This window comes from Methylobacterium oryzisoli (assembly GCF_046557895.1).
In the GTDB taxonomy this organism is placed as follows: domain Bacteria; phylum Pseudomonadota; class Alphaproteobacteria; order Rhizobiales; family Beijerinckiaceae; genus Methylobacterium; species Methylobacterium oryzisoli.
Genome location: NZ_JBKIBX010000025.1, coordinates 1 through 24,909, shown reverse-complemented (window position 1 = coordinate 24,909; position 24,909 = coordinate 1). Strand labels below are relative to the sequence as shown.

At 73.4% G+C, this 24,909-nt stretch carries 16 protein-coding genes; 11 read left to right on the top strand and 5 right to left on the bottom strand.

The annotated features are described in order from the left end of the window. The first annotated feature begins 108 nt into the window (after positions 1–108). The 5 genes from ACKUB9_RS21385 to ACKUB9_RS21365 all read left to right on the top strand — a co-directional run bounded on the left by ACKUB9_RS21385 (position 109) and on the right by ACKUB9_RS21365 (position 10,677). Entirely contained in the window at positions 109–1,146 is a 1,038-nt protein-coding gene (locus ACKUB9_RS21385; protein ID WP_410823649.1) for a DUF2778 domain-containing protein, read from the top strand. Between the two features lie 612 nt (positions 1,147–1,758). Beyond that, positions 1,759–2,379, top strand: coding sequence for a TetR/AcrR family transcriptional regulator (locus tag ACKUB9_RS21380; RefSeq protein WP_407528790.1), 621 nt, complete (start codon positions 1,759–1,761; stop codon positions 2,377–2,379). Then, positions 2,376–3,635 (top strand): efflux RND transporter periplasmic adaptor subunit, encoded by a 1,260-nt coding sequence (locus ACKUB9_RS21375; protein ID WP_407528788.1) that lies wholly within the window; start codon positions 2,376–2,378, stop codon positions 3,633–3,635. The genes ACKUB9_RS21380 and ACKUB9_RS21375 overlap by 4 nt, the downstream gene beginning before the upstream one ends. Positions 3,636–3,648: 13 nt before the next feature. Next, positions 3,649–6,786, top strand: a complete 3,138-nt coding sequence (locus tag ACKUB9_RS21370) for an efflux RND transporter permease subunit (RefSeq protein ID WP_407528787.1) — start codon at positions 3,649–3,651, stop codon at positions 6,784–6,786. Between the two features lie 510 nt (positions 6,787–7,296). Beyond that, a complete protein-coding gene (locus ACKUB9_RS21365) occupies positions 7,297–10,677 on the top strand; it encodes a hypothetical protein (RefSeq protein ID WP_407528785.1) in 3,381 nt (1,126 codons plus the stop codon). 6 nt (positions 10,678–10,683) lie between these two features. Here the strand turns inward: ACKUB9_RS21365 and fliP are convergent, their stop codons facing one another. Next, positions 10,684–11,439, bottom strand: coding sequence for a flagellar type III secretion system pore protein FliP (fliP, locus tag ACKUB9_RS21360; RefSeq protein ID WP_407528783.1), 756 nt, complete (start codon positions 11,437–11,439; stop codon positions 10,684–10,686). A 628-nt stretch (positions 11,440–12,067) separates the two neighbouring features. On the opposite strand from fliP, the gene ACKUB9_RS21355 reads away from it, so the two are divergent. The 4 genes from ACKUB9_RS21355 to ACKUB9_RS21340 all read left to right on the top strand — a co-directional run bounded on the left by ACKUB9_RS21355 (position 12,068) and on the right by ACKUB9_RS21340 (position 15,861). Beyond that, positions 12,068–13,279: an MFS transporter gene (locus tag ACKUB9_RS21355; protein WP_407528781.1), complete on the top strand. Its 1,212-nt coding sequence runs from the start codon at positions 12,068–12,070 to the stop codon at positions 13,277–13,279. Beyond that, on the top strand, positions 13,269–14,171 hold the full coding sequence (locus ACKUB9_RS21350; protein ID WP_407528780.1) for an alpha/beta fold hydrolase: 903 nt from the start codon (positions 13,269–13,271) through the stop codon (positions 14,169–14,171). The genes ACKUB9_RS21355 and ACKUB9_RS21350 overlap by 11 nt, the downstream gene beginning before the upstream one ends. 83 nt (positions 14,172–14,254) lie before the next feature. Continuing rightward, on the top strand, positions 14,255–14,626 hold the full coding sequence (locus ACKUB9_RS21345; protein ID WP_407528778.1) for a YciI family protein: 372 nt from the start codon (positions 14,255–14,257) through the stop codon (positions 14,624–14,626). After that, positions 14,623–15,861, top strand: a complete 1,239-nt coding sequence (locus tag ACKUB9_RS21340) for an RNA polymerase sigma factor (protein WP_407528776.1) — start codon at positions 14,623–14,625, stop codon at positions 15,859–15,861. Before ACKUB9_RS21345 ends, ACKUB9_RS21340 begins: the two co-directional genes overlap by 4 nt. A 7-nt stretch (positions 15,862–15,868) precedes the next feature. Here ACKUB9_RS21340 and ACKUB9_RS21335 read toward each other — a convergent pair whose 3' ends face one another. The 3 genes from ACKUB9_RS21335 to ACKUB9_RS21325 are packed head-to-tail and all read right to left on the bottom strand — an operon-like array spanning position 15,869 to position 19,529. Then, complete coding sequence (locus ACKUB9_RS21335) at positions 15,869–17,185, bottom strand: flavin monoamine oxidase family protein (protein ID WP_410825904.1); 1,317 nt, start codon at positions 17,183–17,185, stop codon at positions 15,869–15,871. Then, on the bottom strand, positions 17,182–17,724 hold the full coding sequence (locus ACKUB9_RS21330; protein WP_407528773.1) for a DUF1499 domain-containing protein: 543 nt from the start codon (positions 17,722–17,724) through the stop codon (positions 17,182–17,184). The genes ACKUB9_RS21335 and ACKUB9_RS21330 overlap by 4 nt, the downstream gene beginning before the upstream one ends. Further along, positions 17,721–19,529: a hypothetical protein gene (locus tag ACKUB9_RS21325; RefSeq protein WP_407528771.1), complete on the bottom strand. Its 1,809-nt coding sequence runs from the start codon at positions 19,527–19,529 to the stop codon at positions 17,721–17,723. Before ACKUB9_RS21325 ends, ACKUB9_RS21330 begins: the two co-directional genes overlap by 4 nt. A 155-nt stretch (positions 19,530–19,684) precedes the next feature. Here ACKUB9_RS21325 and ACKUB9_RS21320 point away from each other — a divergent pair, with 155 nt between their 5' ends. After that, positions 19,685–21,187, top strand: coding sequence for an NAD(P)/FAD-dependent oxidoreductase (locus tag ACKUB9_RS21320; protein ID WP_407528769.1), 1,503 nt, complete (start codon positions 19,685–19,687; stop codon positions 21,185–21,187). Between the two features lie 302 nt (positions 21,188–21,489). Here the strand turns inward: ACKUB9_RS21320 and ACKUB9_RS21315 are convergent, their stop codons facing one another. Beyond that, positions 21,490–23,871, bottom strand: coding sequence for a methyl-accepting chemotaxis protein (locus ACKUB9_RS21315; protein ID WP_407528768.1), 2,382 nt, complete (start codon positions 23,869–23,871; stop codon positions 21,490–21,492). Positions 23,872–24,277: 406 nt separating this feature from the next. Here ACKUB9_RS21315 and ACKUB9_RS21310 point away from each other — a divergent pair. Further along, positions 24,278–24,909, top strand: a 632-nt coding sequence (locus ACKUB9_RS21310; protein ID WP_410825902.1) for a collagen-like domain-containing protein, incomplete at its 3' end; no start/stop codon positions are given.

The following is a 24,909-nucleotide window of genomic DNA, read 5'->3' as shown; positions in this document are numbered from 1 at the left end:
GACCGTTTCGCGGCGGCATGACCCCGTGCCGCGCCAGCCCCTGCTGGCGCGCGCCGGTGCGGCCGCGGGCGCGTCCAGGCGGGGAGCGCGTACCCGAGTTGCGTGCCCATGGTCGAGCCTGCGTCTTCCTCCGCCCGTCCGGTCTCCCGCCTGCGCTGGCCGGCGCCGCGCCGCGGCCTGATCCGCAGCCTGCTCGCCCTCTCGGGCGCCGTCTGGCTCGGCTGGACCTACCAGGATCTCCTGCTCCCGCCCGCGCCGCCGACGGCCGAGGCGCCCGCGGCGGCGCTCCCCGCCGCGCCGCCCGTCGAACCGACCCGCCACGCGTGGCTGTTCGATCCCAACCCGTCCATGGATCCGGCCCGGCTCACGTGGCGCCGCGAAGCGCCCCCGGCGCCGCGCGTCGCCGCCGCGGAGCCCGCACCGATCCGCGAGCCCGCGCCGCCCGTGGCGCTCGCCGAGGCGCCGGCCCCGCTGGTCCTCGACGCCCGGCCGATCATCCAGCCGGTGCCGCTGCCGGTCCCGCGCCCGACCGAGTTCCGCATCGCGCGTGGACCCGAGACGCCCCGCCTCGCCGCGCGCCAGACCGCGCGCCGCTCCCGCGCCGCCGCGACTGCCACCGCGATGGCCGACACCCGCTCGTTCTTCGAAAGACTCTTCGGTCAGCCGGCCGAGCCGCCGCAAACGGCCCTGGCCTACGCCTCGACCGGCAACGGCACCCTGGCCGAATCGCCTCGCCCTCTGCTGAGCCCCTCGCCGTTCCTCGCCGGGGGGACCGCAGTCTACGACATCACGGCCCGCACCGTGACGCTGCCGAGCGGCGAGCGGCTCGAAGCCCACTCCGGCCTCGGCCCCAAGATGGACGATCCCCGCCACGTGCACGTGCGGATGCACGGCGCCACGCCGCCGGGCACCTACGACCTCACCGAGCGAGAAGCCCTCTTTCACGGGGTGCGCGCCATCCGCCTCAACCCGGTGGGCGGCCCGGGCGCGATCCACGGCCGGACCGGGCTCCTCGCCCACACCTACATGCTCGGCCCGAGCGGCCAGTCGAACGGCTGCGTCTCCTTCCGCGACTACAACCGCTTCCTCCAGGCCTTCCTGCGCGGCGAGGTGCGCCGCCTCGTGGTGGTGGCCGGGCGCGGGTAGGGAGAGCTGCAGGCAGGATGCCATAGACAGCCCTTGCTTGGCTTAATCTCAGTCGAAGCGCCTTATTCTTCGATAGTTAGCAAGAAAAAATGTCATTTTTCTGCATCGGTTTATACATTTCTCCAATCATATAAGAAAAATGGGTAATACTATTACCAATTGATCTGCTCCAGCGCCAGTAAAGTGCGGGATCCCCTCTCCCGTGTGGGAGAGGGGTAGGGGATCGAAGGTCCCGCGTGAGGGTGGGACGCTTCCGCGCGAAGCTCAGACCGTCACGCTGCCAGCACGGCGCTCCGTGCTCGACTCAGAACCGTAGCACCCTCACGCGCGATCTTCGATCACCGGCCCATCTCCCACACGGGAGAGGGGAGGCGCACTGTGCTTTTACACGGGCGGGTCAGGCGGAAATTACATCATTCATGCGTCAAGTCTTCCGCCGGTTCCCACATGACGGATCGGGCGACCCGTGCAGACGATGGTTGCAGGCAAGGTTGTGCAACCCCCAGGCGCCAAGCTCGGCACCAAAGCATGCGGCAGCCTGCCGCATTTGGCACCGCTTGCGTTGGTCGGCGCCATCCCGCCAACTGAACTCACGAGTTCAGTCGTGTGCGAATGAGCGACCCTGCCCGTCCCCCCGATCCGAAGCGCCGCCGCCGCATCCTTGAGGCCGGGATGCGGCTGTTCTCGGGGCTGCCCTACGCCGACGTGCACATGGACGCGGTCGCGGCCGCGGCGGGCGTCGCCAAGCCCACCCTGTACCGCTACTTCCCGACCAAGGAGGCCCTGTTCATCGAGGGCCTGGCCTGGACGCTCGCCGATCTGCGCGAGGCCATCGGCGCCACGCGCGAGCCGCGCCGGGACCCGGCCGCGCGGGTGGAGACGGCGGTGGCGCTGGTGCTGGAGCGGGTCGGGCGCCTCTCGCCCGCGCTGCACGCGATCGAGAACCGCGGCAGCGAGTGCGGCGAGCGCAGCCGCCGCGTGCTGCGCGAGGGCTTCGACGGCCTGCGCGGCGCGCTGGCCGACCTGCTGCGCGACGGCGTCGCGGTCGGAAGCTTCGACGTCGACGACGTGGATCTCGCCGTGATGATGATGCTCGGCGGCATCCGCATGGCCGCGCACGGCACCGGCCGCCGATCCCCTTCGCCCGCGGCGATGGCCGCCTTCTTCCTCAACGGTCTGCGGGCCGGCGCGATGGCGCGCCCCGCGGCCCCGCGGCTCGGAGCCGTCGCATGATCCGCCTCCTTCTCCTCCTCGCGGCCGTGCTCGCGGGCGGGGCCGGCTACCTCCTCCACCGCCACGGTGGCGACCGGCAGGCCGCCTGGGCGGAGGTCCGCGCGGCATTGCCCGCGCCGGTCGCCGAGCACCTGCCGCTCGCGCTCGTTGCCCCCGCGCCGCCGAAGGCCCCCGCCGTGCTGTCGCGCCCGGTGGTCGGCACCGTCGCGGCGGGCAGCATCGACCTGCCGATCACCCGCACGGCGGTCGGCTGGATCGAGCCCATCGCCACCGTGGTGGTGCGCCCGCGCATCGACGGGGTGATCACCGAGCAGCTGGCACGCGACGGCCAGCCTGTGCAGGCGGGCGACGTGCTCTACCGGCTCGACGACCGCGAGTTGCGCGCCCAGATCGCCCGCAACGAGGCCGCGCTCGCCCGCGACCAAGCAACCCAGACCCGGACCCAGAACGACGTGCGCCGCGTGACGGAGCTCTTGTCGCGCAGCGCCGCCTCGCAGGCGCAGTTCGACATCGCCACCGCCGAGTCGAAGGTGGCGAGCGCCAACGTGGCGGCCTCCCAGGCGACGCTGGAGGCCGATCGGGTGCGGCTCGACTACACGACGATCCGGGCGCCGATCTCCGGCCGGCTCGGCACCGTGCGGGTCACCACCGGCAACCTCGTGAAGGGCAACGAATCCACCGGCACCGGCCTCGTCACCATCACGCAGATGAAGCCGCTGCGCGCCACCTTCTCGCTGCCGGAGCGGGAGCTCGACCTCCTGCGCGCCGCGCTGTCCCGCAAGGAGCCGACGACCGTGCGGGTCTCGGCCAGCGGCACCGACACGGTGCTGGCGACGGGCCGGCTCTCCTTCGTGGATTCGAGCGTGGACCAGGCGTCCGGCACCGTCACCGCCTGGGCGCTGTTTCCCAACGAGGACGAGCGGCTGTGGCCCGGCCAGTACGTGCGCGTCGAGGTCGATCTCGGGCGCCGGCCGAACACCGTGACGGTGCCGCAGGTGGCGGTGCAGCCCGGCCAGGACGGCAGCTTCGTCTGGGTCGTGCGGCCGGACGGGATCGCGGAGCGCCGCAGCGTCGAGGTGCTCTCCGCGAGTGCGGGCAGCACCGCGCTCACCCGCGGCGTCGCGGCGGGCGAGCGCGTGGTGGTGGAGGGGCAGGTCCGGGTGCGCCACGGCCAGCCGGTTACCGAGCGCCCTCAGGCGAGCGCACCGGAGGCCCAGGCCGCCGGGCCCCAGGTGCGCCGCACCCTGATCGAGTAGCGGAGCCGCCACGGTGAATATTTCGGCCCCCTTCATCCGCCGCCCGGTCGCCACGATCCTGCTGTCGCTGGCGCTCACGCTGTCGGGTCTCTTCGCCTACCGGCTGCTGCCGGTGGCGGCGCTGCCGACCGTCGACTTCCCGACCATCTCGGTCACGGCCCAGCTCCCCGGCGCCTCGCCGGAATCGATGGCGGCCTCCGTGGCGACGCCGCTCATCAAGGAATTCTCGACCGTTCCGGCCATCGCCACGATCTCGGCGACCAATTACCAGGGCTTCACCTCGATCACGATCGAGTTCGAGCTGTCGCGCAACATCGACCAGGCGGCGGCCGACATCCAGGCGGCGATCACCCGGACCCTGCGGCGGCTGCCGATCGAACTCACCATCCCGCCGAGCTTCCGCAAGCTGAACCCGGCCGACGCGCCGGTCATCCTGCTCGCGGTGTCGAGCGACACCACCCCGCTGCCGACCCTCGACGCCTTCGCGCAGACGGTGATCTCGCCCTCGCTCTCGACCATCACGGGCGTGGGGCAGGTGCTGGTCTACGGCAGCCAAAAGTTCGCCGTGCGGGTGCAGCTCGACCCCAACGTGCTGGCGGCCCGCGGCATCGGCGTCGACGAGGTGCAGCAGGCGATCTCGAACGCCAACACCTCGACGCCGGTCGGCGTGGTGGAGGGGAGGGGGCAGAACCTCACCATCCAGACCAACACCCAGCTGATGAACGCGGACGCGTTCCGCGACATCATCGTGGCGGTGCGCAACGGCCGCCCGGTGCGCCTGGGCGAGGTCGCGCGCGTGATCGACTCGGTCGAGAACGCCCGCATCGCCTCATGGAAGGACGGCAAGCGCGCCCTGGTGCTGGCCGTGCAGCGCCAGCCCGACGCCAACACCGTCGAGGTGGTGGACCGCGTGCGCGCCATGCTGCCGAAGTTCCAGGAGCAGCTCGGGGCGAGCGGCACGATCGCGGTGGTCAACGACCGCTCGGTCTCGATCCGCGAGGCCGTGGACGACGTGCAGTTCACGCTCATCCTCACCATCGGCCTCGTGGTGATGGTGATCTACCTCTTCCTGGGGCGGCTCGCCGCGACGCTGATCCCCTCGGTGGCGGTGCCGATCTCGATCATCGCGACCTTCGGGGCGATGTACCTGCTCGGCTTCTCGATCGACAACATCTCGCTGCTCGGCCTGACGCTCGCGGTCGGCCTCGTGGTCGACGACGCCATCGTGATGCTGGAAAACATCGTCCGGCACGTCGAGGAGGGGATGAAGCCGTTCGAGGCGGCGCTCAAGGGCGCGGGCGAGATCGGCTTCACCATCCTGTCGATCACCATCTCGCTGATCGCGGTGTTCATCCCCGTGCTGCTGATGGGCGGGGTGGTCGGGCGGATCTTCAACGAGTTCGCGATCGTGGTCTCGATCGCCATCGTGGCCTCGGCGGTGATCTCGCTGACACTGACCCCGATGCTCGCCGCCCGGCTGCCCGCGGAGGCGGCCGGCCACGGCGCGAAGAAGAACCTGTTCGAGCGCGGCTTCGCGCGCCTCCAGGCCGGCTACGAGCGCGGCCTCGACTGGTGCCTGCGCCACAAGATCACGGTGTTCATGTCCTTCCTCGTCTCGGTGGGGCTCACCGCCTACATGTTCGTGGTGATCCCGAAGGGGTTTTTCCCCTCCGAGGATATCGGGCAGCTGCAGATCGCCACCGAGGCGCGCCAGGACATCTCGTTCGACGCGATGACCGCCCTCCAGGCGGAGGCCGAGCAGGTGCTGGCCCGCCACCCGGCGGTCGCCCACGTGGTCAACCGGGCGGGCTCGAACGGCTTCACCGGCACCCTCAACCAGGGCGCCTTCTTCGTGGAGCTGAAGGACCGCAGCGAGCGCCCCCCGCTCCAGAAGACCATCGCGGAACTGCGCCAGCAGCTCGGCGAGTTGCCCGGCCTCGCCGCCTTCATCACGCCGGTCCAGAACCTGCGCCTCGGCGGGCGCCAGTCGAAGAGCCAGTACCAGTACGTGGTGCAGGGCCTCGACCGGGCCGAACTCGAACGCTGGGTGGTGAAGATCACCGACGCGATGGCGCAGGACCGCGGCACCTTCACGGGGGTGACGAACGACCTCCAGAACGCCGCGCTCCAGGCCCGGATCACGGTCGACACCGACAAGGCGCAGGCCATCGGCATCTCGTCCGACCAGATCCGCCAGACGCTCTACACCGGCTTCGGCACGCGCCAGATCTCCACCATCTACGGGCAGACCGACAGCTACCAGGTGATCACCGAGTTCGACCCGCGTCTGCAATGGACGGCCGACCGGCTCGACGACGTGCGCCTGCGCTCGTCGAACGGCAAGCTCGTGCCCCTCTCGGCCTTCGCGTCGATCACCCGCACGCCCGGCCCGCTCTCGCTCAACCAAGCGGGGCTGCTGCCCGCGGTGACGATCTCCTTCGACGTGCCCCCCGGGGTGGCGCTGGGGCAGGCGGTCGACCGCATCGCGCAGATCAAGGCCTCGCTGGGCGTGCCCAACACCATCACGGCCACCTTCGCGGGCACCGCGCAGGTCTTCCAGGACGCGCTCGCCAACCAGGGCCTGCTGCTGGCCGCCGCGGTGCTGACGATCTACCTCGTGCTCGGCATCCTGTACGAGAGCTTCATCCACCCGCTCACCATCCTCACCGGGCTACCGGCGGCGGCGGTCGGGGCGCTGGGCGCCCTCGAACTCTTCGGGATGGATCTCTCGGTCATCGCGATCATCGGCGTGCTGATGCTGATCGGCATCGTGAAGAAGAACGCCATCATGATGATCGACGTGGCGCTGGTGCTCCAGCGCGAGCAGGGCTGGACGCCCGCCGCGGCGATCCGCGAGGCCTGTGCGCTCCGCTTCCGGCCGATCATGATGACCACGGCGGCGGCCGTGATGGGCACGCTGCCGATCGCCATCGGGCACGGCGCCAGCGCCGAGCTGCGCCAGCCCCTCGGCGTCGCAGTGGTGGGCGGGCTGCTCGTGTCGCAGCTCCTCACGCTCTACATCACGCCCGTCCTCTACATCTACATGGACCGCCTCGCGAACGGCACCAGCCGCCTCGTGCGGTCGCTCAGGCGCGGGCGTCGCCCTGCGCCCGCGGCGCCGGACGGATCGGGCCACGTTCCGGCCGAGTGAGATGCATCCCCGCGCCTCGTCATCGGTCCGCCGGCTGACGCAGTGGGACGACGCACGACCGCAAGGAGATCGGGTCGGCGCGACGCGGTTCGTCTGTCCTGTCGCTCGCGCTCGTTGTCGATCCATGCTCCGAATGCTATGACACCGGGAACCGGGCGAGGTTTGGACCCCCGCCCGGCCCCTGCGGGTTAGAAGGTCATGGCGAGGATCAGGCGCCATTTCCTCCACCGCAGAGTGACAGAGATGGTGACCATCTCTCTCTCCTCTGTGGTATCCGGCAACCACCGCCGGACAGAGTCATTGTCGAAGGAAACCGCACATGACGCAACGTCAGAGTGCGGTTTTCTCTTCTTGCCGGATGCGGTGCGGATGCTCAGTCGGGTGCGTCCGCCGCGCGATGCCCTGGCATCCTGGGCCGGCGACGCGACGTCGGCCGCGCTCCGTCAGGATTAAGCGCCCGTTAGCCCTGCCCGTGCGACGGTTCCTCACCGCGCGGGGACGGATCGACGAATGGGGCGGACAGGCACAGGCCGGCGAGGGGCGAGGCTCCTCCTCGCGCTCGCGGCGCTCCTGTCCGGCACGGTCGGCGCCGCGGCCGCGAAGCTCGTCGCGGTCGAGGGGCGCGAGCAGCGCGCCTATGGGCGCATCGCGCTCACCTTCGACCAGAGCGTCAAGGTCACCGCCAAGGTCTCGGGCACCGTCCTGCTGGTCACCTTCCGCGAGCCGGCGACCGGCCTGCTGCGGGAGCGCCTCGCTGCCGAGATGCCCGCCTACATCGCCCAGGTGCGCCGCGACCCGGACGGCACCGGCCTGCGGCTCGCCCTGCAGAAGCCCTACCGGGTGAACGTGCAGGAGGCGGCCGAGCGGGTGTTCATCGATCTCTTGCCCGAATCTTGGACCGGCCTGCTCCCGCCGCTGCCGCCGGAGATCGTGGCCGACCTCGCGCGCCGGGCGGAGGAGGCCGAGGCGCGGCTGCGCCGCGAGGCCGCCCGCACGGCCAAGCCCGTCCGGCCGCTGCCCCTGGAGGTGGCGCACCTGCCGACGCTGACGCGCTTCACCCTGCGGGTGCCGCCGGGCGCCGAGGTGGCGCTGGAGCGCGCGGGCCGCGACCTGCGGCTGCGGGTCGACGGCTCCTACGCGGTGCAGATCGGCGAGGCGCGCGCCCGCCTCAAGCCCGCCGTCGAGGCCCTGAGCGCCGAAGCGACCCCCGAGGCCGCGCGCTTCGCCCTCACCCTGGCGGAGGGCCACGAGGCCGAGGCCTATCGCGACGAGGACGGCTACACTCTCGACATCCTGAAGGCCGGGGACCGCCGCGCGCCCGCGCCGCTCTCCGCCGCCAAGGCCGAACCCGCGCAGCCTCCCGTCGCGGAGACGCCGCCGCGCGCTCCGGAGAAAGCCGAGCCGGCCCGGCCCGAGCCCGCGCGGACGGATTCGCCGCCTGCCGCGCCGCCGCACCCGCCCGGCCCGGTCGAGGCGCGGGTCACCCGCGCGGGTGAGGCGGTGCGGATCGCCTTCCCCTTCCCGCAGCGCCCCGCCGCAGCCCTGTTCGAGCGGGGCGGTCTCGCCACCCTGGTCTTCGAGGGCACCGCCCCGCTGCGTCTCGATCCCGCGGCGCTGGGCGGCGCGGTGCGGCTCGCCGAGGCCCCGCGCCAGGAGAGCGGCCACACGGTGCTGCGCTTCGCCCTCGACGGCGGCCTCTTCGCCCAGCTCGCCGCGGGGGAGGGGCAGGGCTGGACCCTCGTCTTCGGCGACGGCAGCGTGCCGGCGGGCGATCTCCTCGTGCCGCGGCGGAGCGCGGACGGGGCCGGCAAGCCGGCGGTGGCGCTCCCGCTCGCGCGGCCCGGTCAGGTGCTCTGGCTCGACCGCGACGGCGAGCGCATCGCCGTGGTGACGGCGCAGGGCCCGCGGATTGCCGGCGTGCCCAAGCGCGGGCGCTTCGTGGATTTCGACCTGCTGGCGAGCCGCCAGGGCGTCGCCGTGCTGGCGCTCGCCGACGACCTCGTGGTGCGCCCCGGCCTCGCCTCGGTCGTGATCTCGCGGTCGGGCGGCGTCGCCGTGAGCCCGGTGCCGGTCGACGGGGCCGAGATCCCGCCGCCCGTGGCGACGAGCCTCGTGGTGCAGCCCGAGCGCTGGCGCGAGGATCGCCGCGGAGACGTCCGCGCGCGGATCCGCAGCGCGCAGGACGCGGTCGCCAGGGCCGACCGGCCCGGCCGCTCGGCCGCGCGGATCGACCTCGCCCGCGTGCTCCTGGCCAACGGCTTCGACGCGGAGGCCGCCACGGTGCTGGCCTTCGCCGCCAAGGAGGATGCGGTGACCGCGGTGGAGCGGTCGACGCGCATCCTGTCGGCGATCGCCGCGGTGCGGCTGCGGCGCGACGCCCAGGCGGCCGCGTCCCTCGGCGGCGACACCAAGCTCGGGCAGGATCCGGAGGCGCGGCTGTGGCGGGCGGTGCTCGACGCCCGCAGCCGTCCCGGCGCCGGCCCGCTGGCGCTCGCGGCCTTCAAGGCCGGGATGCCGGTGATCGAGGCCTATCCGGAGGATCTGCAGCTGCCGCTGCTGCTGGCCGCCGCCGACGTGGCGCTCGACGCCCGCGACCTCACCACCGCGCAGCAGGTGCTGACGGCCGCAGGCCCGATCACCGATTCGGCGCTGACGCGCGATCAGGTCGCGCTCCTGCAGGCCCGCTTGGCCGAGGCGCTGGGCGAGGCCGGCACGGCGCGGCGCGAGTACCAGCGTCTCGCGGATGCGGGCGAGCGCCCGGTGGCGGCCGAGGCGGCCCTGCGCCTCGTCGATCTCGGCCGCGGCGCCGGCACGCTCGCGCGGGCGGAGGCGCTCGACCGGCTGGAGCACCTCTCGGTGGCATGGCACGGCGGGGACATCGAGGCCGACACGCTCGCACGCTTGAGCCACCTCTACGCCGAGGCCGGGCGCTGGCGCGACGCCTTCGCGACGGCGCGCAAGGCCAACCGCCTGTTTCCCGACCACGCGGCGACCCGCTCGCTCCACCCCGAGATGGTCGGGCTGTTCGCCGACCTCTTCCTCACCGACAAGGGCGCGAGCCTCGGGCGGGTCGAGGCCCTGGCCCTGTATTTCGACTTCAAGGAGTTCACGCCGGTCGACCGGCAGGGCGACGAGATCGTGCGGGGTCTGGCCGACCGGCTGGTCGGCCTCGACCTGCTCGACGCCGCGGGCGACCTCCTCCAGCATCAGGTCGACAAGCGCCTCACCGGCGCGGCCCGCGCGAGCGTGGCGGCCCGGCTCGCCGCGATCCGGCTGATGGACGAGCGCCCGCTTCAGGCGCTGCAAGCGCTGCACGCGACGCGCCTGCCCGAACTGCCCGCGCGCATCCGCGACGCCCGCATGCTGCTCGAAGCGCGCGCGCTCTCCGACCTGTCGCGCACCGACCTCGCCCTCGAACTCCTCGACGGCATGGAGGGGCCGGACGCCGCGCGTCTGCGCGCCGACATTCTTTGGGGCGCGCGGCGGTGGCGCGAGGCCGGGGAGGCGCACGAGGCGCTGGTCGGCGCACGCTGGCGCGAGACGGGGCCGCTCGCGGATGCCGAGCGCGCCGACGTGATGCGGGCGGCCATCGCCTACGCGCTCGCGGACGAGACCCTGAGCCTCGACCGGCTGCGCACCAAGATGATGCCGAAGATGGCCGAGAGCGCCGATGCGCGGGCCTTCGGCATCCTCTCCGCGCCGGGCGCCACCGCGTCGGCCGCCTTCCGCGACCTCGCCGGCCGGGCGATCAGCGCCGAGACGCTCACCGCCTTCCTGAGTGCGTTCCGCGCACGCTACCCGGAGAGCGCGGTGCCGCCGCGCCCGGCGGCCCGCGCGGAGGCACCCCCTGGCACCAACGCCAGTGCCGGCGCCAGCCCCCCGCCCGGGTGAGGGGGTTCAGCTGCCGTAGCTCTGCACCAGCGAGCCCGCCACCAGCGTCCAGCCGTCGACGAGGACGAAGAAGATCAGCTTGAAGGGCAGCGCGACGGTTGCCGGCGGCATCATCATCATGCCGACCGACATCAGGATCGAGGCCACCACGAGGTCGATGATCAGGAACGGGATGAACAGCAGGAAGCCGATCTCGAAGGCCCGGCGCAACTCCGAGATCATGAAGGCCGGGGTCAGGATCTCCAGGCCGACCGCCTCCGGGGTGGCGGGGCGCGGCGCGTTCGACAGGTCGAGGAAGAGCTGGAGGTCCTTCTCGCGCACGGTGCGCAGCATGAAGGTCTTGAAGGGCGCGGTCGCCCGCTCGAAGCCCTGCGCCTGGGTGATCTGGCCGGCCACCAGGGGCTCGATGCCGGTCCGGTAGGCCTCCCGGGCGGTCGGCGCCATCACGAAGGCGGTGAGGAAGAGCGCGAGGCTCACGATCACGGCGTTGGGCGGCGCGGTCTGGGTGCCCAGGGCCGAGCGCAGGATCGACAGCACCACCACGATGCGGGTGAAGGAGGTGGCCATCACCAGCACGGAGGGGGCCAGCGCCAGCACGGTGATGAGCGCGACGAGCTGCAGCGCCCGCTCGGTGACACCGCCGCTCGGCCCGAGATCGACCGTCACGCTCTGCGCGAGCGCGCCCGCGCCCGACAGGACGACGAGGAGGCCGGCGAGCGCCGCGGCGCGCCGGGCGCGGCGGAGCTGAATCGCGAGGCCCATGCGGCGCACCCTGGGACCGGCGGCGCGCCCGGCGCAAGAGTTGTCGGGTCCGCGCGACACGCTTGCCCGGCCAGCGCTGCGGGCCGGCAACAGGGGAGGGCGGTCGGCAGGGTTGGTTCGTCGCGGTGCCCGGATGCCCACCACTCTCTCATGGAAGAGCGCGGGAACCCCTCTCCCGCATGGGCTTGCGGCTTCACACGTCGGGTCGTGCGCGGTCTCCTCTCCCCGCGTGCGGGGAGAGGGCTCGGGGATCGAAGATCCCACCCGACCTCGTCGTCGGCAGAGCGAGGCGGCAGCCGAAGGTGAGGGGGCGCTTCCGGAAGAGCCTTATCCGGCACCGCCCCCTCACCCTCGCGGTTGGCCCTATCGGGCCAACACGGGCTCGCTGCTTGCACGACAAGGTGCAAGCAGCCCTCTCCCCGCACGCGGGGAGAGGAGATCCCGCGCCTCATTCGGCGATGTGTGAAGCCGCAAGCCCGTGCGGGAGAGGGGTTCCCCGCGCCCTGGTAGAGACCGGTTTCGCCCTCTACCCATGGCCCCCGCCATGCCCCGCGCACATGCCGCGCGCGCCTGCCGGCGGCTTCGCCGGCCGGCCGGGGCGCGCTACACCGGGCCGGGGAGGAGCGGCATGACCGAGGGCATGGCGGCGGAGACGCACTGGCGGCGCAACCTCGTCGTCTGCGTGTTCGGCTCCTTCACCACCATCGTGGCGATGACGCTGCTGCTGCCGTTCCTGCCGCTCTACGTGCGGGACCTCGGCGTGGCCGACGAGGCCGCGATCGTGCAATGGTCCGGCATCGCCTTCGGGGCGACGTTCTTCTCCGCCGCGCTGGTGGCGCCGCTCTGGGGGCGGCTCGCCGACCGCTACGGGCGCAAGCTGATGCTGGTGCGCGCGAGCCTCGGCATGGCGGTGGCGATGTCGCTGATCGGCCTCGCGCAGGACGTCTGGCAGCTCGTCGGCCTGCGGCTGCTGGCGGGGCTGCTCGGCGGCTACGCCTCGGGCTCGATGGTGCTCGTCGCCACCCAGACGCCGAAGGACCGCTCCGCCTGGGCGCTCGGCGTGCTCTCGGCGGGCATCATGGCGGGCAACCTCGTCGGTCCCCTGGTCGGCGGCGTGATGCCGCCGCTCATCGGCATCCGGGCGACCTTCTTCGCCGCGGGCGCGGTGATCTTCGGCGCCTTCCTGGCCACCCTGGCGCTGATCCGCGAGGCGCCGCGTCCGCCCCGCGAGGCGCGCCAGGCCGCCGGCGGCTGGGCGCAGGTGCCCGACAAGGGGCCGGCGCTCGCCATGCTGGCGACCGGGCTCCTGCTGATGCTCGCCGTGATGTCGATCGAGCCGATCATCACGGTCTACGTGGCGGAACTGGTGAGCGATCCCGCGCGGGTCACCCTGGTGGCGGGCCTCGCGATGTCGGCCACCGCGCTCGGCAGCATCCTGTCCGCGCCGCGGCTCGGGCGGCTCGCCGACCGCATCGGCGCGTGGCCGGTCATCACCGGCAGTCTCGCCGTCTCGGCGCTGCTCCTCGTGCCGCAGGCGCTGGTGGTCGCCGACTGGCAGCTCGTGGCCCTGCGCTTCCTGATGGGGCTGGCGCTCGGCGGGCTCCTGCCCTGCATCGCCAGCGTCATCCGCCACAGCGTCCCCGACCGGGTGGCCGGCACCATGCTCGGCTACTCGACCTCGTCGCAATATGCCGGGCAGGTCCTCGGGCCGCTGCTCGGCGGGTTCGCGGGCGGGCATTTCGGCATGCGCTCGGTGTTTCTCGCCACGGCGCTCATCCTGGCGGCGGGCGCCGTCGGCACCTGGGCGGCCCGGCCCAAAAGGCACCTCCATGCAGCCTAAGGCCAGTCCCCTCGCGGACAACCGGACCTGGACCCGCGAGACCATCGACCTGCCCGGCGGCCGCGTGGCCGCCCTGGCCTTCGGACCGGCGGAAAGACCCGCGGACGCCCTGGTGCTGCACGCCAACGGCTTCAACGCGCGGACCTACCGCACGCTGCTGGAACCGCTCGGCCTCGATCACCGCCTGATCGCCTACGACCAGCGCGGGCACGGCGGCACCACGCTGCCGGCCGAGCCGCGGGGCCGCCGGAGCTGGAGCGACGTCGCGGCCGATCTGGTCGCGGTGCTCGACCGCCTCGACGGCCCGCCGCTCACCCTGGTCGGCCACTCGATGGGCGGCACGGCCGCGCTTCTCGCCACGGCGCGCCGGCCCGACCGCGTGCGCAACCTCGTCCTGCTCGATCCGGTCATCCTGCCCCGGCGCACCGCGCTCGCCGCCCGCATCCCGCTCCTCGCCCGTCTCTACCGGCACCACTCGCCGCTGGCCCAGGGGGCGCTCAAGCGGCGCGCGGTCTTCCCGTCCCGCGAGGCGGCCCTCGCGGCCTATCGCGGGCGCGGCGCCTTCCGCACCTGGCCGGAGGCGCCGCTCGCCGACTACGTGGCGGACGGGTTCCGCGAGCGGCCGGACGGCAGCGTGGCGCTCGCCTGCACGGGCGACTGGGAGGCGTCGAACTACCTCGCGCAGGGCCACGACAGCTGGGGGGCGCTGCGCCGCCTCGCCCGGCCGGCCACGATCCTGCGCGCGGAGCGGGGCAGCACCTGCGGCTTGACGGAGGACCGCCCGCCCCTGATCCGGGTGGAGACGCTGCCGGGCACGACGCATTTCCTGCCCTTCGAGGCGCCCGAACCCGTGCGCGCGGCGATCCGGGCGGCGCTGGCGAATCGGGATTAGCCCGCTCCGCCACAGTTTTTTCACCTCTCGCCTGTCGGCTGCGCCGGCTTCCGGACGTCGTGTCCGACGAGGGAGGGACCCGCATGCTCTACGCCATCCTGTGCTACCACGCGGAAGAGGTCGTCGGATCCTGGAGCCGGGAGGAGGACGCGGCCGTGATGGAAAAGCTCGCGGTCGTGCAGGAGCGGCTCGCCCGCGACGGTCGGCTCGGCCCGGTGGCGCGCCTGCTGCCCACCACCGCCGCCACGACGCTGCGCAAGGACCGCGAGCCCGGCCTCGTCCTCGACGGGCCCTTCGCCGAGACGAAGGAGCAGCTGCTCGGCTTCTACGTGGTCGAGTGCGAGGATCTGGAGCAGGCCCTCGACACCGCCCGCGACCTCGGCCGCGCGAATCCGGGCGGCGCCTACGAGATCCGGCCGATCGCCTACTTCCAGCCCGGGGGCGACACACCGTGACCGACCTCGACTGGATGCACGCGGCGCTGGCCGGCGCCCGGCCGCGGGCCGTGGGAGCGCTGCTGCGCTACTTCCGCGACCTCGATACCGCCGAGGAGGCCTTTCAGGAGGCGAGCCTGCGGGCGCTCACGCACTGGCCTCGGCAGGGACCGCCGCGGGACCCGGCGGCGTGGCTGATCCTGGTCGGGCGCAACGTCGCGCTCGATGCCGGCCGCCGCAGCCGGCGCGAGACCCCGCTGCCCCCCGAGGAAAATCTGTCCGACCTCGACGATGCGGAAGCCGCACTCGCCGAGCGGCTCGACGAGTCGCACTACCGCGACGACATCCTGCGCCTCCTGTTCATCTGCTGCCATCCCGACCTGCCGGCGACGCAGCAGATCGCGCTGGCGTTGCGCATCGTCTCGGGGCTCAGCCTGCGCCGGATCGCCCGCGCCTTCCTGATCGGCGAGAGCGCGATGGAGCAGCGCATCACCCGCGCCAAGGCCAGGGTGGCCCAGGCGCGGGTGCCCTTCGAAGCGCCGGGGCCGGCCGAGCGGGCCGAGCGACTCGCGGCCGTCGCCGCCATGCTCTACCTCGTCTTCAACGAGGGGTATTCGGCCGACCGCGACACCAGCCCGGCGCGGGCACCGCTCTGCGACGAGGCGATCCGCCTCGGGCGCCTGCTGCTGCGCCTCTTCCCGGCCGAGCCCGAGATCATGGGCCTCGTGGCGCTGATGCTGCTCCAGCACGCCCGCGCGGCGGCGCGCTTCGCGCCCGACGGCAGCGTCGTGCTCCTCGACGAGCAGGACAGGCGGCTCTGGGACGGGCGGATGATCGCCGAAGGGCTGGCACTCCTCGACAAGGCGATGCGCCACCGCAGCCCCGGCCCCTATCAGGTCCAGGCGGCGATCGCGGCCCTGCACGCCCGCGCCCGAGCGGCCGCGGAGACCGACTGGGCGCAGATCGACCGGCTCTACGCCACGCTGGAGATCATGCAGGGCTCGCCCGTCGTCACCCTCAACCGGGCGGTCGCGGTGGCGAAGCTGCGCGGGCCGGCCGAGGCGCTCGCCCTGATCGAGCCCCTGGCGCCACGCCTCTCGGGCTACTTCCACTTCTTCGGGGTGAAGGGCGCGCTGCTCACCCAGCTCGGACGGCCCGACGAGGCCCGCATTGCCTTCGACCAGGCGATCGCGCTCGCCGGCACGGCCGCCGAGGCGGCGCATATCCGCCAGCACCTCGACCGGCTCCAGGGCTGATCATCGCTCAACGCGGCGCGGCCAGCCCGTCGGCGATGGCGTCGGCCGCGCGCTCGCCCTCGTCGTAGGCGCCCCCCGCGGTGCCCCATTGCAGGCGCGACAGCGCCTCCCCGGCGAACCAGATCCGGTCCGCCACCGATGCCTTGAGGGCGTCGCGCGCGGGCGCATGGCCCGGCGGCACCACCGCCCAGGAGCCGCGCGACCAGGGATCGTGCCGCCACTCGCTCACCGCCGGCACCGCGAGGTCGGCGAGGCGGCCCGTCCCCACATGCTCGGCGAGGATCGCCCGGGCGAGGCGGCGCGCCCCGTCCGGCCCGGCGCCGGCCGCGTCGAGCCGCGCGCTCAGCGGTGCATCGAGTTCGAAGAAGTGGAACGGGGTGTCGTCGACGCGCGTGAGCAGCCCCGGCGGCTGCAGCCCCCCGCCCGTGAGGCCGGCGAGCCGGTCGCGCCCGCGGAAGGGTGCGGAGGGCCAGTGCAGCACCACGTGCTCGTAGAGGCCGCGGGTGAAGCCGTCGATCGCCGCGCGCGTCGCCGCCGGCAGGGCAGGGGAGAAGCGGATCGCCGTCTCGTCCTGCAGCACCATCACCGGCACGGTGACGAGCGCCGCCCGCGCCCGCAGGCGGCCGAGCCCCTCGGCCTCCACCGCGACGCCGGCCTCCGCCCACGCGATCGAGCGCACGGGGGCGGACAGCGCGATCGGCAGCCCCTGGGCGAGGCGCGCCAGAAAGGCTCCGTAGCCGCCCGCGATGAAGTAGTTGTCGCCGTACTCCATGCTCGGGAAGTCGTGCAGGCTCACCTCCGTGAGCGGCCGCCCCGAGACGAGGCCGTGCACGAGCGCGACTCGTCTCCCCCACGGCCCGAGGCCGGGCGGCAGGGCGGCGGCGGCCGGCCGGTCCGGCCCGCTGCCGGCCTTCCCGGTCATCGCCCGGTCGGCCACCGCGAAGGCGCGGCCGTAGGCGGCTTCCTCGTCGGGCCGCCCGCGGCGGCGCCCGACCATCAGGTGGCTCTCCTGCGCGGCCCGGCGCAGGGGCTCGCCGCGGGCAAGCCCGAGGCGCACCAGCGGGTTGATCGGCCCGGCATGCAGCCAGTGCGCGCCGAGATCGACCGGGTGGCCGCGCAGCAGCGTGGTGACGGTCCGCCCGCCGACGCGATCGCGCGCCTCCACCACCGCCACCGCGAGGCCGCGGGCGAGGAGGCGGCGCGCCGCCGCGATGCCGGCCGCGCCCGCCCCCACCACCACCACGTCCGGATCGCGCGGCAGGGGCGCGAGCCGCGGCGCTTGGCTCGGCCTGAAGCGCGCGTGATCGGGTCTCGCCACTCTCATCGTGCCCGTGCCTCGATCCCGGCGAGCCAGCGCGCCAGCCGCGCCCTGTTCACCCCGAGGTCGCCGTAGCCGATCTGGCTGCGGGAGTAGAGGGCGACCGAGGCGGCGCCCTCGCCGCGTCCGATGATCTCGGCGGTGATCGTGTCGGGAAACCGCATCAGCCGGGACCGCGCCACGTAGCGGTCCTGCTCGCCCCAGCGGTCGCTGAAGACGAGTTCGGTGCGCGGCTCGCCTTCCGCCACCTCCCGCACGATCTCGCGCAGGCGGGCGCCCGGCACGGGGTAGACCGGCGGCACGAAATCGGCCGGCGCGTGCGGGCAGATGTCGGTCGGGCAGGCGAGGGCGTCGTTGGGGGAGCGCCGCCGCCGCAGCGTCGCGAAGTCTACCGGCCCGAGGTCCGGCGGTCCGAAGAGCCGCACCCACACGTCGTCGATCCCGCCCGGCTCGTCTGCGCGTCCCACCACGATCGCCCCCACGAGCGCAAGACCGAGCGCAAGAAGACCGAGCGCCAGCCCCGCGCCGGCCGCCCACCGCCTCATCGGCCGGGCTGCACCCGCCACACCCTCAGGCCGCTCGTCTGCGGGAGCATCGTCTGCACGGGAACCGGTTCGAGCCAGGACGGGACGAGGGCACCATCGAGGAGCCCCCGGGCGACCGGACCGTCCGGGGAGCGGCCACCGGGCGCCCGGCAGAGCACGATGTAGTCCGCACCGCGCGCCGCGGCCACCCCGCGCAGGCTCTCCTCGCTGCCGAACGCCTCGATCCCAGCCTGGATTCCCACGATGTTGCGGTGATAGGGCGCCGCCACGACCCGGTGCGGCGTGTTGAGGAGCAGGCTCGGGCCGAGATCGACTGGCGCCAGCACCGTGCCGGGGGGCAGCGCGGCGAGGTCCGCCATCGCCGGCCCCGCGGTGCAGGAGGACCACCCGTCCGAGGGACCGGACGCCTCCGGATCGGCGCGAACCGCCAGGGTGGCGAGGATCAGCCAGACCTTGCCGAGGGTAGCGAGCCCGGCCAGCAGGGCGAGGCCTTGGCGCCGCGTGGTCGTCCCCGGCTCGCGCAGCAGCGCCACGGCCCGGCCGAGCAGCGGGCCGGCCACCAGGGGCACGAAGGCCGTGGTCACGTAGAGGCCGCGGAACTGCAGCACCGCTACCGCGAGGCCGACGCAGAGAAAGCCGCCCGCAAGGCCCCAGGCCCGGCGCCGCTCCGCGTCCGCGACCGCCAGGACGAGGGCCGCGACCGCCGCCACGAGGGCCGGCAGGAAGGTGCCCATCAGCAAGGCCGGCTGCTCCCGCAGCAGCGTCCAGACCGGCCGCATCTCGTGGACCCGTCCCAGCCATTCCCGGCGCACCAGATCCGGCATGTCGGGGAACGGGCCGGCGAGGCAGGACGGCGCGATCAGCACGAACCCGGCGACGGCCAGCGCGCCCCCGCCGGCCGCGAGCGCGAGCCGGCCCGGGCCGGACAGGCGCGCCCCGAGCAGGGAGGCCGCCCCGGTGAGGCCGCCCGCCGCGCAGAGCCACAGCCAGGGCGGCGAGAGCGCGTCGCAGGCCGTGGCGCCCCAGGCACCCGGCGCGGTCTGGAGCGCGAACAGCGCGGGCGCGCCGATCCCGAGGGCGAGCCCGAACCCGGCGAAGAGGCGGCGCGTGGGCTCGCCCGCGACGATCCAGGCCCCGGCCGCGACCAGCCCGGCCGCCGCGATGAACGGCAGGGCTTCGAGTCCGATCGCCAGGGACAGGGCGGAGAGCGCACCCGCGGCCAATCCCTCGCGCAGGCCGTGCCGCGTCCGCATCAGGCACAGCGCCATGCCGAGCACCGCGCAGATCTGCAGGCTGTGGTGGTCGACGCGGCCCGGCGCGAACAGGGCGCCGATCAGCACCGTCTGCGTGGCGGCAAAGACCGCGAGCAGGGCGTCGCGGCGCCCGAACAGGTCGCGGACGCCGCGATAGAGGATCACCGCGTAGAGGCCGAAGGCCAGGGCGGGCCAGAGGGCGGCGGCGATCGCCTCGGCACGGGCGCCGGCCAGGGGCCGCAGCAGCAGGATGAGGGCCGCGATGGGCAGGTCCACGAGGCGCGACCAGTGCATGGAGGCGCCCTCCGGCGGGAGCCGGTGCTGGGCGACGTCGAACCAGCCCTGTCCGGCCAGGAGGTCGCGCACCTGCACGAGGCGCATGGCGTCGTCGGTGTCGGGCAGGCGCAGGGTGCGGACGACGTCGAGAATGGCCGCCTGCCCGTAGAGCCCGCCGATCCCGGCGAGGACGAGGCCCCAGAGCACGATCGGGTTGTCGAGGAGCGGGCGTGCGGCGGGGTTCGGACGGACGAGTGCCTGGAAGGCGGCGATCATGACGGTCCCGGGGGCTGACGCCCAGGCGTCGCATGCCGGCCTTACCCCACGGTTAGCGGAGTGCGGCGCACCCGCCGCCATGGTGAGGCCTTCTTTACCCTCCCGACCCTAGGATCGGCCCCGGCGGCGTCCGTCGCCCCGGAGCTTTTGTCGCGATGAGCCTTCACACCGAGACGCTGGTGATCGGCGCCGGCCCCGCCGGCCTGACCGCCGCCTACCTCCTCGCCAAGGAGGGGCGCGACGTCGTGGTGCTGGAGCGCGATCCGGTGCGGGTCGGCGGCATCAGCCGGACCGTGGAGCACAACGGCTTCCTGTTCGACATCGGCGGCCACCGCTTCTTCTCGAAGTCGAAGGAGGTGGTGGACCTCTGGGACGAGATCCTGCCCGACGATTTCATCGAGCGTCCGCGCCTGTCGCGGATCTACTACAAGGGCCGCTACTACGCCTACCCGCTCAAGGCGTTCGAGGCGCTGCGCAACCTCGGCCTGCTGCAGAGCGCGGCCTGCGTCGCCTCCTACCTGTACGCCCGCGCCAAGCCGATCCCCGAGCCCAAGAGCTTCCACGAGTGGGTGCGCAACCAGTTCGGCGAGCGGCTCTTCTCGATCTTCTTCAAGACCTACACCGAGAAGGTGTGGGGCATGTCCTGCGACGCGATCTCGGCTGATTGGGCGGCGCAGCGGATCAAGGGGCTCGATCTCGGCGCGGCGATCCGCGACGCGCTCGCCCGCTCGCTGCGCCTGAAGGCGAAGGCCCGGCCGGGCGAGCCGGTGATCAAGACGCTGATCGAGTCCTTCCGCTACCCGCGCCGCGGCCCCGGCATGATGTGGGAGGCCGCCGCGGCGGCGGTGCGCCGCAACGGCGGGCAGGTGCTGCTCGACCGCGGCGTCGACGGCCTGACCTACGACCGCGCCACCGGCCTCTGGACCGTGCGCGCCCGAAGCGGCGATGGCCGCCACGAGACCGTCACGGCCCGTCACGTGATCTCGTCCGCCCCGCTCCAAGAGCTCGTCGGTGCGATCCGCCCCGCGCCGCTCAGCACCTTCCACGCCCGCGCGCTCGGCTATCGGGACTTCATCACGGTGGCGCTGATCGCCCGCGGGGCCGAGGATTTTCCCGACAACTGGATCTACATCCACGACCCCAGCGTGAAGGTCGGCCGGGTGCAGAATTTTCGCTCGTGGTCGCCCGAGATGGTACCGGACTCAGGCTTCACCTGCCTCGGCCTGGAGTATTTCTGCTTCGAGGGCGACGGGCTGTGGACCGCGCCGGATGCCGACCTCGTGGATCTCGCCAAGCGCGAGATCGCCCAGATCGGACTGATCCGTCCCGAGGACGTGGTCGATGCCTGCGTGGTGCGCCAGCCCAAGGCCTACCCGGTCTACGACGAGACCTACCGCGAGACCGTGGCCACGATCCGGCGCGACCTCGACCTGCACTGCCCGAACCTGCACCTCGTCGGCCGCAACGGGATGCACAAGTACAACAACCAGGACCACGCCATGATGACCGCGATGCTCACCGTGCGGAACATCCTGGCGGGCCGGCGCCTCTACGACGTCTGGGGCGTCAACGAGGATGCCGAGTACAGCGAGGCCGGCCTGTCCGGCGCGCGCGAGGCCCTGAGCGGCGAACGCCTCGTGCCGCGCAAGGTGGCGTGACGGGGCGGGCGGCTGCGGGGACTCTGAGATGCCGTCTCCGCGGCAACCCGTCGATGGACGAGCGCGGGATCCCCTCTCCCGAGCGGGAGAGGGGTAGGGGATCGAAGATCCCGCACGGGATCTTCGATCCCCATGCCCTTCTCCCGCACGGGAGAAGGGTTCCCCACGCTGGATGATGCACGGCCTATTCACGACGATCGCCTGCTCATCCTATGGCCTGAGCCGAGCCGGAACCACCGAAGGGCCGCGCCTCTTCCGAGACGCGGCCCTCATCGGTCTCTCGCCGAATCGAACCCGCCGCCTCAGGCCGCCTTCACGCCGGCCAGGAACTCCGCGACCTGCTGCTCCAGATCCGCGGCGGTGTCGCCGAGGCGGTCGGCGGCGTCGAGGACGAGGGCGGCGGTGGCGCCGGTGCTGTCGGCCTCGCGCTGCACGTCGCCGATGCCGGCGGTCACCGTCTGGGTGCCGGCGGCGGCGTGCTGGACGTTGCGGGCGATCTCCTGCGTGGCCGCGCCCTGCTGGTCGATCGCCAGCGCGATGCCGTCCGTGATGCCCGCCATCTGCGCGATGGTGCCCGAGATCTCGCCGATCGCCTCGGCGACGCGGCCGGTGGTTTCTTGGATCTCCCGGATCTGCTGCGCGATGCCCTCGGTCGCCCGCGCGGTCTGGCCGGCGAGTTCCTTGACCTCGGTGGCGACCACCGCGAAGCCGCGCCCCGCCTCGCCGGCCCGCGCCGCCTCGATGGTGGCGTTGAGCGCGAGCAGGTTCGTCTGGCCCGCGATGGCGTTGATCAGCGCCACGATGTCGCTGATCTGCCCGGCGGACTGGGTCAGCCGCTGCACCGCCTCGTCGGTCCGGCGCGCCTGCTGCACGGCGCTGCGGGCGATGTCGGAGGATTGGGCCACCTGGCCCGAGAGGCCGCCGATCGACACGGACAGTTCCTCGCTCGCCGCGGCCACCGTCTGCACGTTCGACAGGGTCTGGGCGGCGGCGCCCGCCACCTCGACGGAGCGGCCGTTCGTCGTCTCGGCCGCCGCCGTCATGGTCCGGGCGGCCTCCTTCATGCCGTGGGCCGCGCGGCCCAGGTTCTCGGTCAGCGACACGACCTTGGCCTCGAAGGCGTTGGTGACGGCGGCGAGGCGCTCCGCGCGCTGCGCCTTGACGGCGGCCTCGCCTGCCGCAGCCTCGTCCGCCTGTGCCTTGGCGACCAGGGCGGTGCGGAAGACCTCGACCGCCTTCGCCATGACGCCGATCTCGTCCCGCCGTCCCTGGGCCGGGACCGCGGTGCCGAGGTGCCCGCCCGCCAGGGCGCGCATGGCATCGGCCAGCGCCACCACCGGCCCGGCGACGCCGCGCCCGATCAGCAGGGCGAGCAGCGCCCCGAAGGCACCCGCGAGGGCGACCCCGGCCAGCAGCAGCAGGATGGCCCGGTTCCGCTCGGCGGCGAGGTGCTGGAGTTCGTCCGCGCCGATGCGGCGCGCCTCGCTGACCAGGGCGGCGATGCGCCCGTCGAGGTCCGTCAGGATGCGGGCCTGCGCGGCGTTGGCCGCGACGATCGCCGGGATGCTCTCCCGGAAGACCTGCACCTTGGCGGTCAGATCGCGCAGCGACGCCTGGGTCGCCTCGTCGCTCACGCCGTAGAGGATCGCCCGGGCCTGTTCGAGCAGCACGCCCGCCGCCGCATCGAGCGCGGGCGCCGCCGCGTCGTCGCGGCCCGCGATCAAGCGCAGTTCGAGCGCCTGCGCGTCGCGCACCGCATCGATCGCCCGGTGGCTCGCGGCGAGCAGCGCCATGCCGTAGCCGAGGCGATCCTGCTGCTCGCGCAGCCTCACCTGTGCGCCCGACTGCACGTTGTTCTGCGCCTGCTCGACCTTGCGCAGCGTCTGGACGAGTTCGTCGAACAGGGCCGTGATCTCGGCGAGGCGCTCGGCCGAGACGCCGCCCGCGCCGTCCGCCACCGCGGCCTCCACCGCCTCGCGGTAGCGGTCGAGCAATCCGCCCGCGGCCTGGGCGACGTCGAGGTCGCTCGTCATGGCGCCGAGCCGCCGGATCAGCACGCCGACCGAGGAGGCCTTGGCATCGAACTGCGCCCGGGTCACGCCGGCGCGGTCGGACATCAGGCCGTATTGCAGCGCCCGCAGCTCCAGGGCCGAGCGCATGGCGAAGGACACGAGGACGCCGGTGCTGCCGGCCGACTTCTGGTCCGCGAGGCCGCGCTCCAGCGCCTGCCCGGCCTCGGCGAGCCCGCGCTCCTGCGCGGCTCCGATCGCGGCGGCGGCGGCCCGCAACTCGTCGAGCAGCACGGTGTGCTTCTCCTGCAGGGCGTGTTTTTCGGCCTTCTGGCGGCCATAGGCCCCGACCGCCTCCTCGAAGGCCGACAGGGACCCGTCCATGCCGGCCGCGCCGGCATCGCTCGTGAGCCGCGCGGCGACGCTGCGGGCGGTGGCGCGCACCTGACCGACGGTGCGGCCGAGCGCGGCGTCGTGCCGGCCGTCGTCGCTCTTGAGGGCGCGATCGGCGGCGAGGGCCAACTCGCCGATCTCGCCCGCGAGGATCTGCGCCCCGTTGGCGGCATCGACCCGGCGGGCGAAGCCCGTGAGGCTCTGCCACGCCACCAGGGCGACCGCGAGGGTCATCAAGAGACTCAGGCCGAAGCCGCCGAAAATGCGTGTCCTGATGGACATGCGCCATCCCTGCCTAACTGTGGAGGCCGCAGTCTCGCGCCGACACTCTAATGTTTCGCTACTGCCGTCCGTTTTGTGTGGCGCACAATGAACAGATTCGGATTTCGATTTGTCCAATCCCTCCGAACAAGCGGGGTTCGTCTGGTCGAAAGGCGCCGGCCGGTCCACTTGACGGCCAAGTCTGCCGGTCGCCCCACGCCCCACCGCGATCAGGCGGCCCTCACGACCGTGCGGAGAAGGCAGACCGTCGATCGATGGTCGTGCGTGCAGTCTTCCCGGGCCTCAGGGGTGGCCGTGCGCTGCATTGCGCTGTTGGTGGCCGGGCCGGCCGGCTTCCCTGGCGGCACGAAACTGTTCAAGTTGTGACGACGACGCCCGCAGGAGTGCGCCGGTCGGGACGGGTTGGATGTTCAAGCGGCTTCTGCTGGTCGCGGCCGCGCCGGCCTGTTTCGCGGTGCACCCGGCCCGCGCGGAGATCCAGATCCTGGCGGCGAAGATCGCGGCGGGCGAACTCTGGGTGCTCGGCTCGGTCGACGAGCCGAACACCGAGATCAGCCTGGACGAGCGCTTCTCGGCCAAGACGGATGGCCGGGGCCAGTTCGAGTTCCGCATCGTCTATCACCCGGCCACCTGCATCGTGACCCTGCGCACGCGGCGCCAGGAGCGCAGTGCGGTGATCGGCGAGTGCGGACAGCAGGGACCCGCCGGCGCGCCGGGCCCGCAAGGCTCCCAGGGACCGAGAGGCGAGGACGGGAGCGCCGCGCAGGCCGGTGCCGCCGGACCGCCGGGACCGCCCGGACCCGTCGGGCCGCCCGGCGAACCGGGTCCTGCCGGTTCGCCGGGCGAACCGGGACCCGCGGGTCCGCCCGGTCCGCGCGGCGAGGCAGGCCTTCCCGGTCAGCCCGGGCCGAAGGGCGAGATCGGTCCGGCCGGGCCGCAGGGCCTTCGCGGCGAGATCGGACCGGCCGGAGAGCAGGGTAGGCCGGGCGAGGCCGGCCCGCCCGGTACACCCGGCGAACAGGGTCCTGTCGGCCCTCC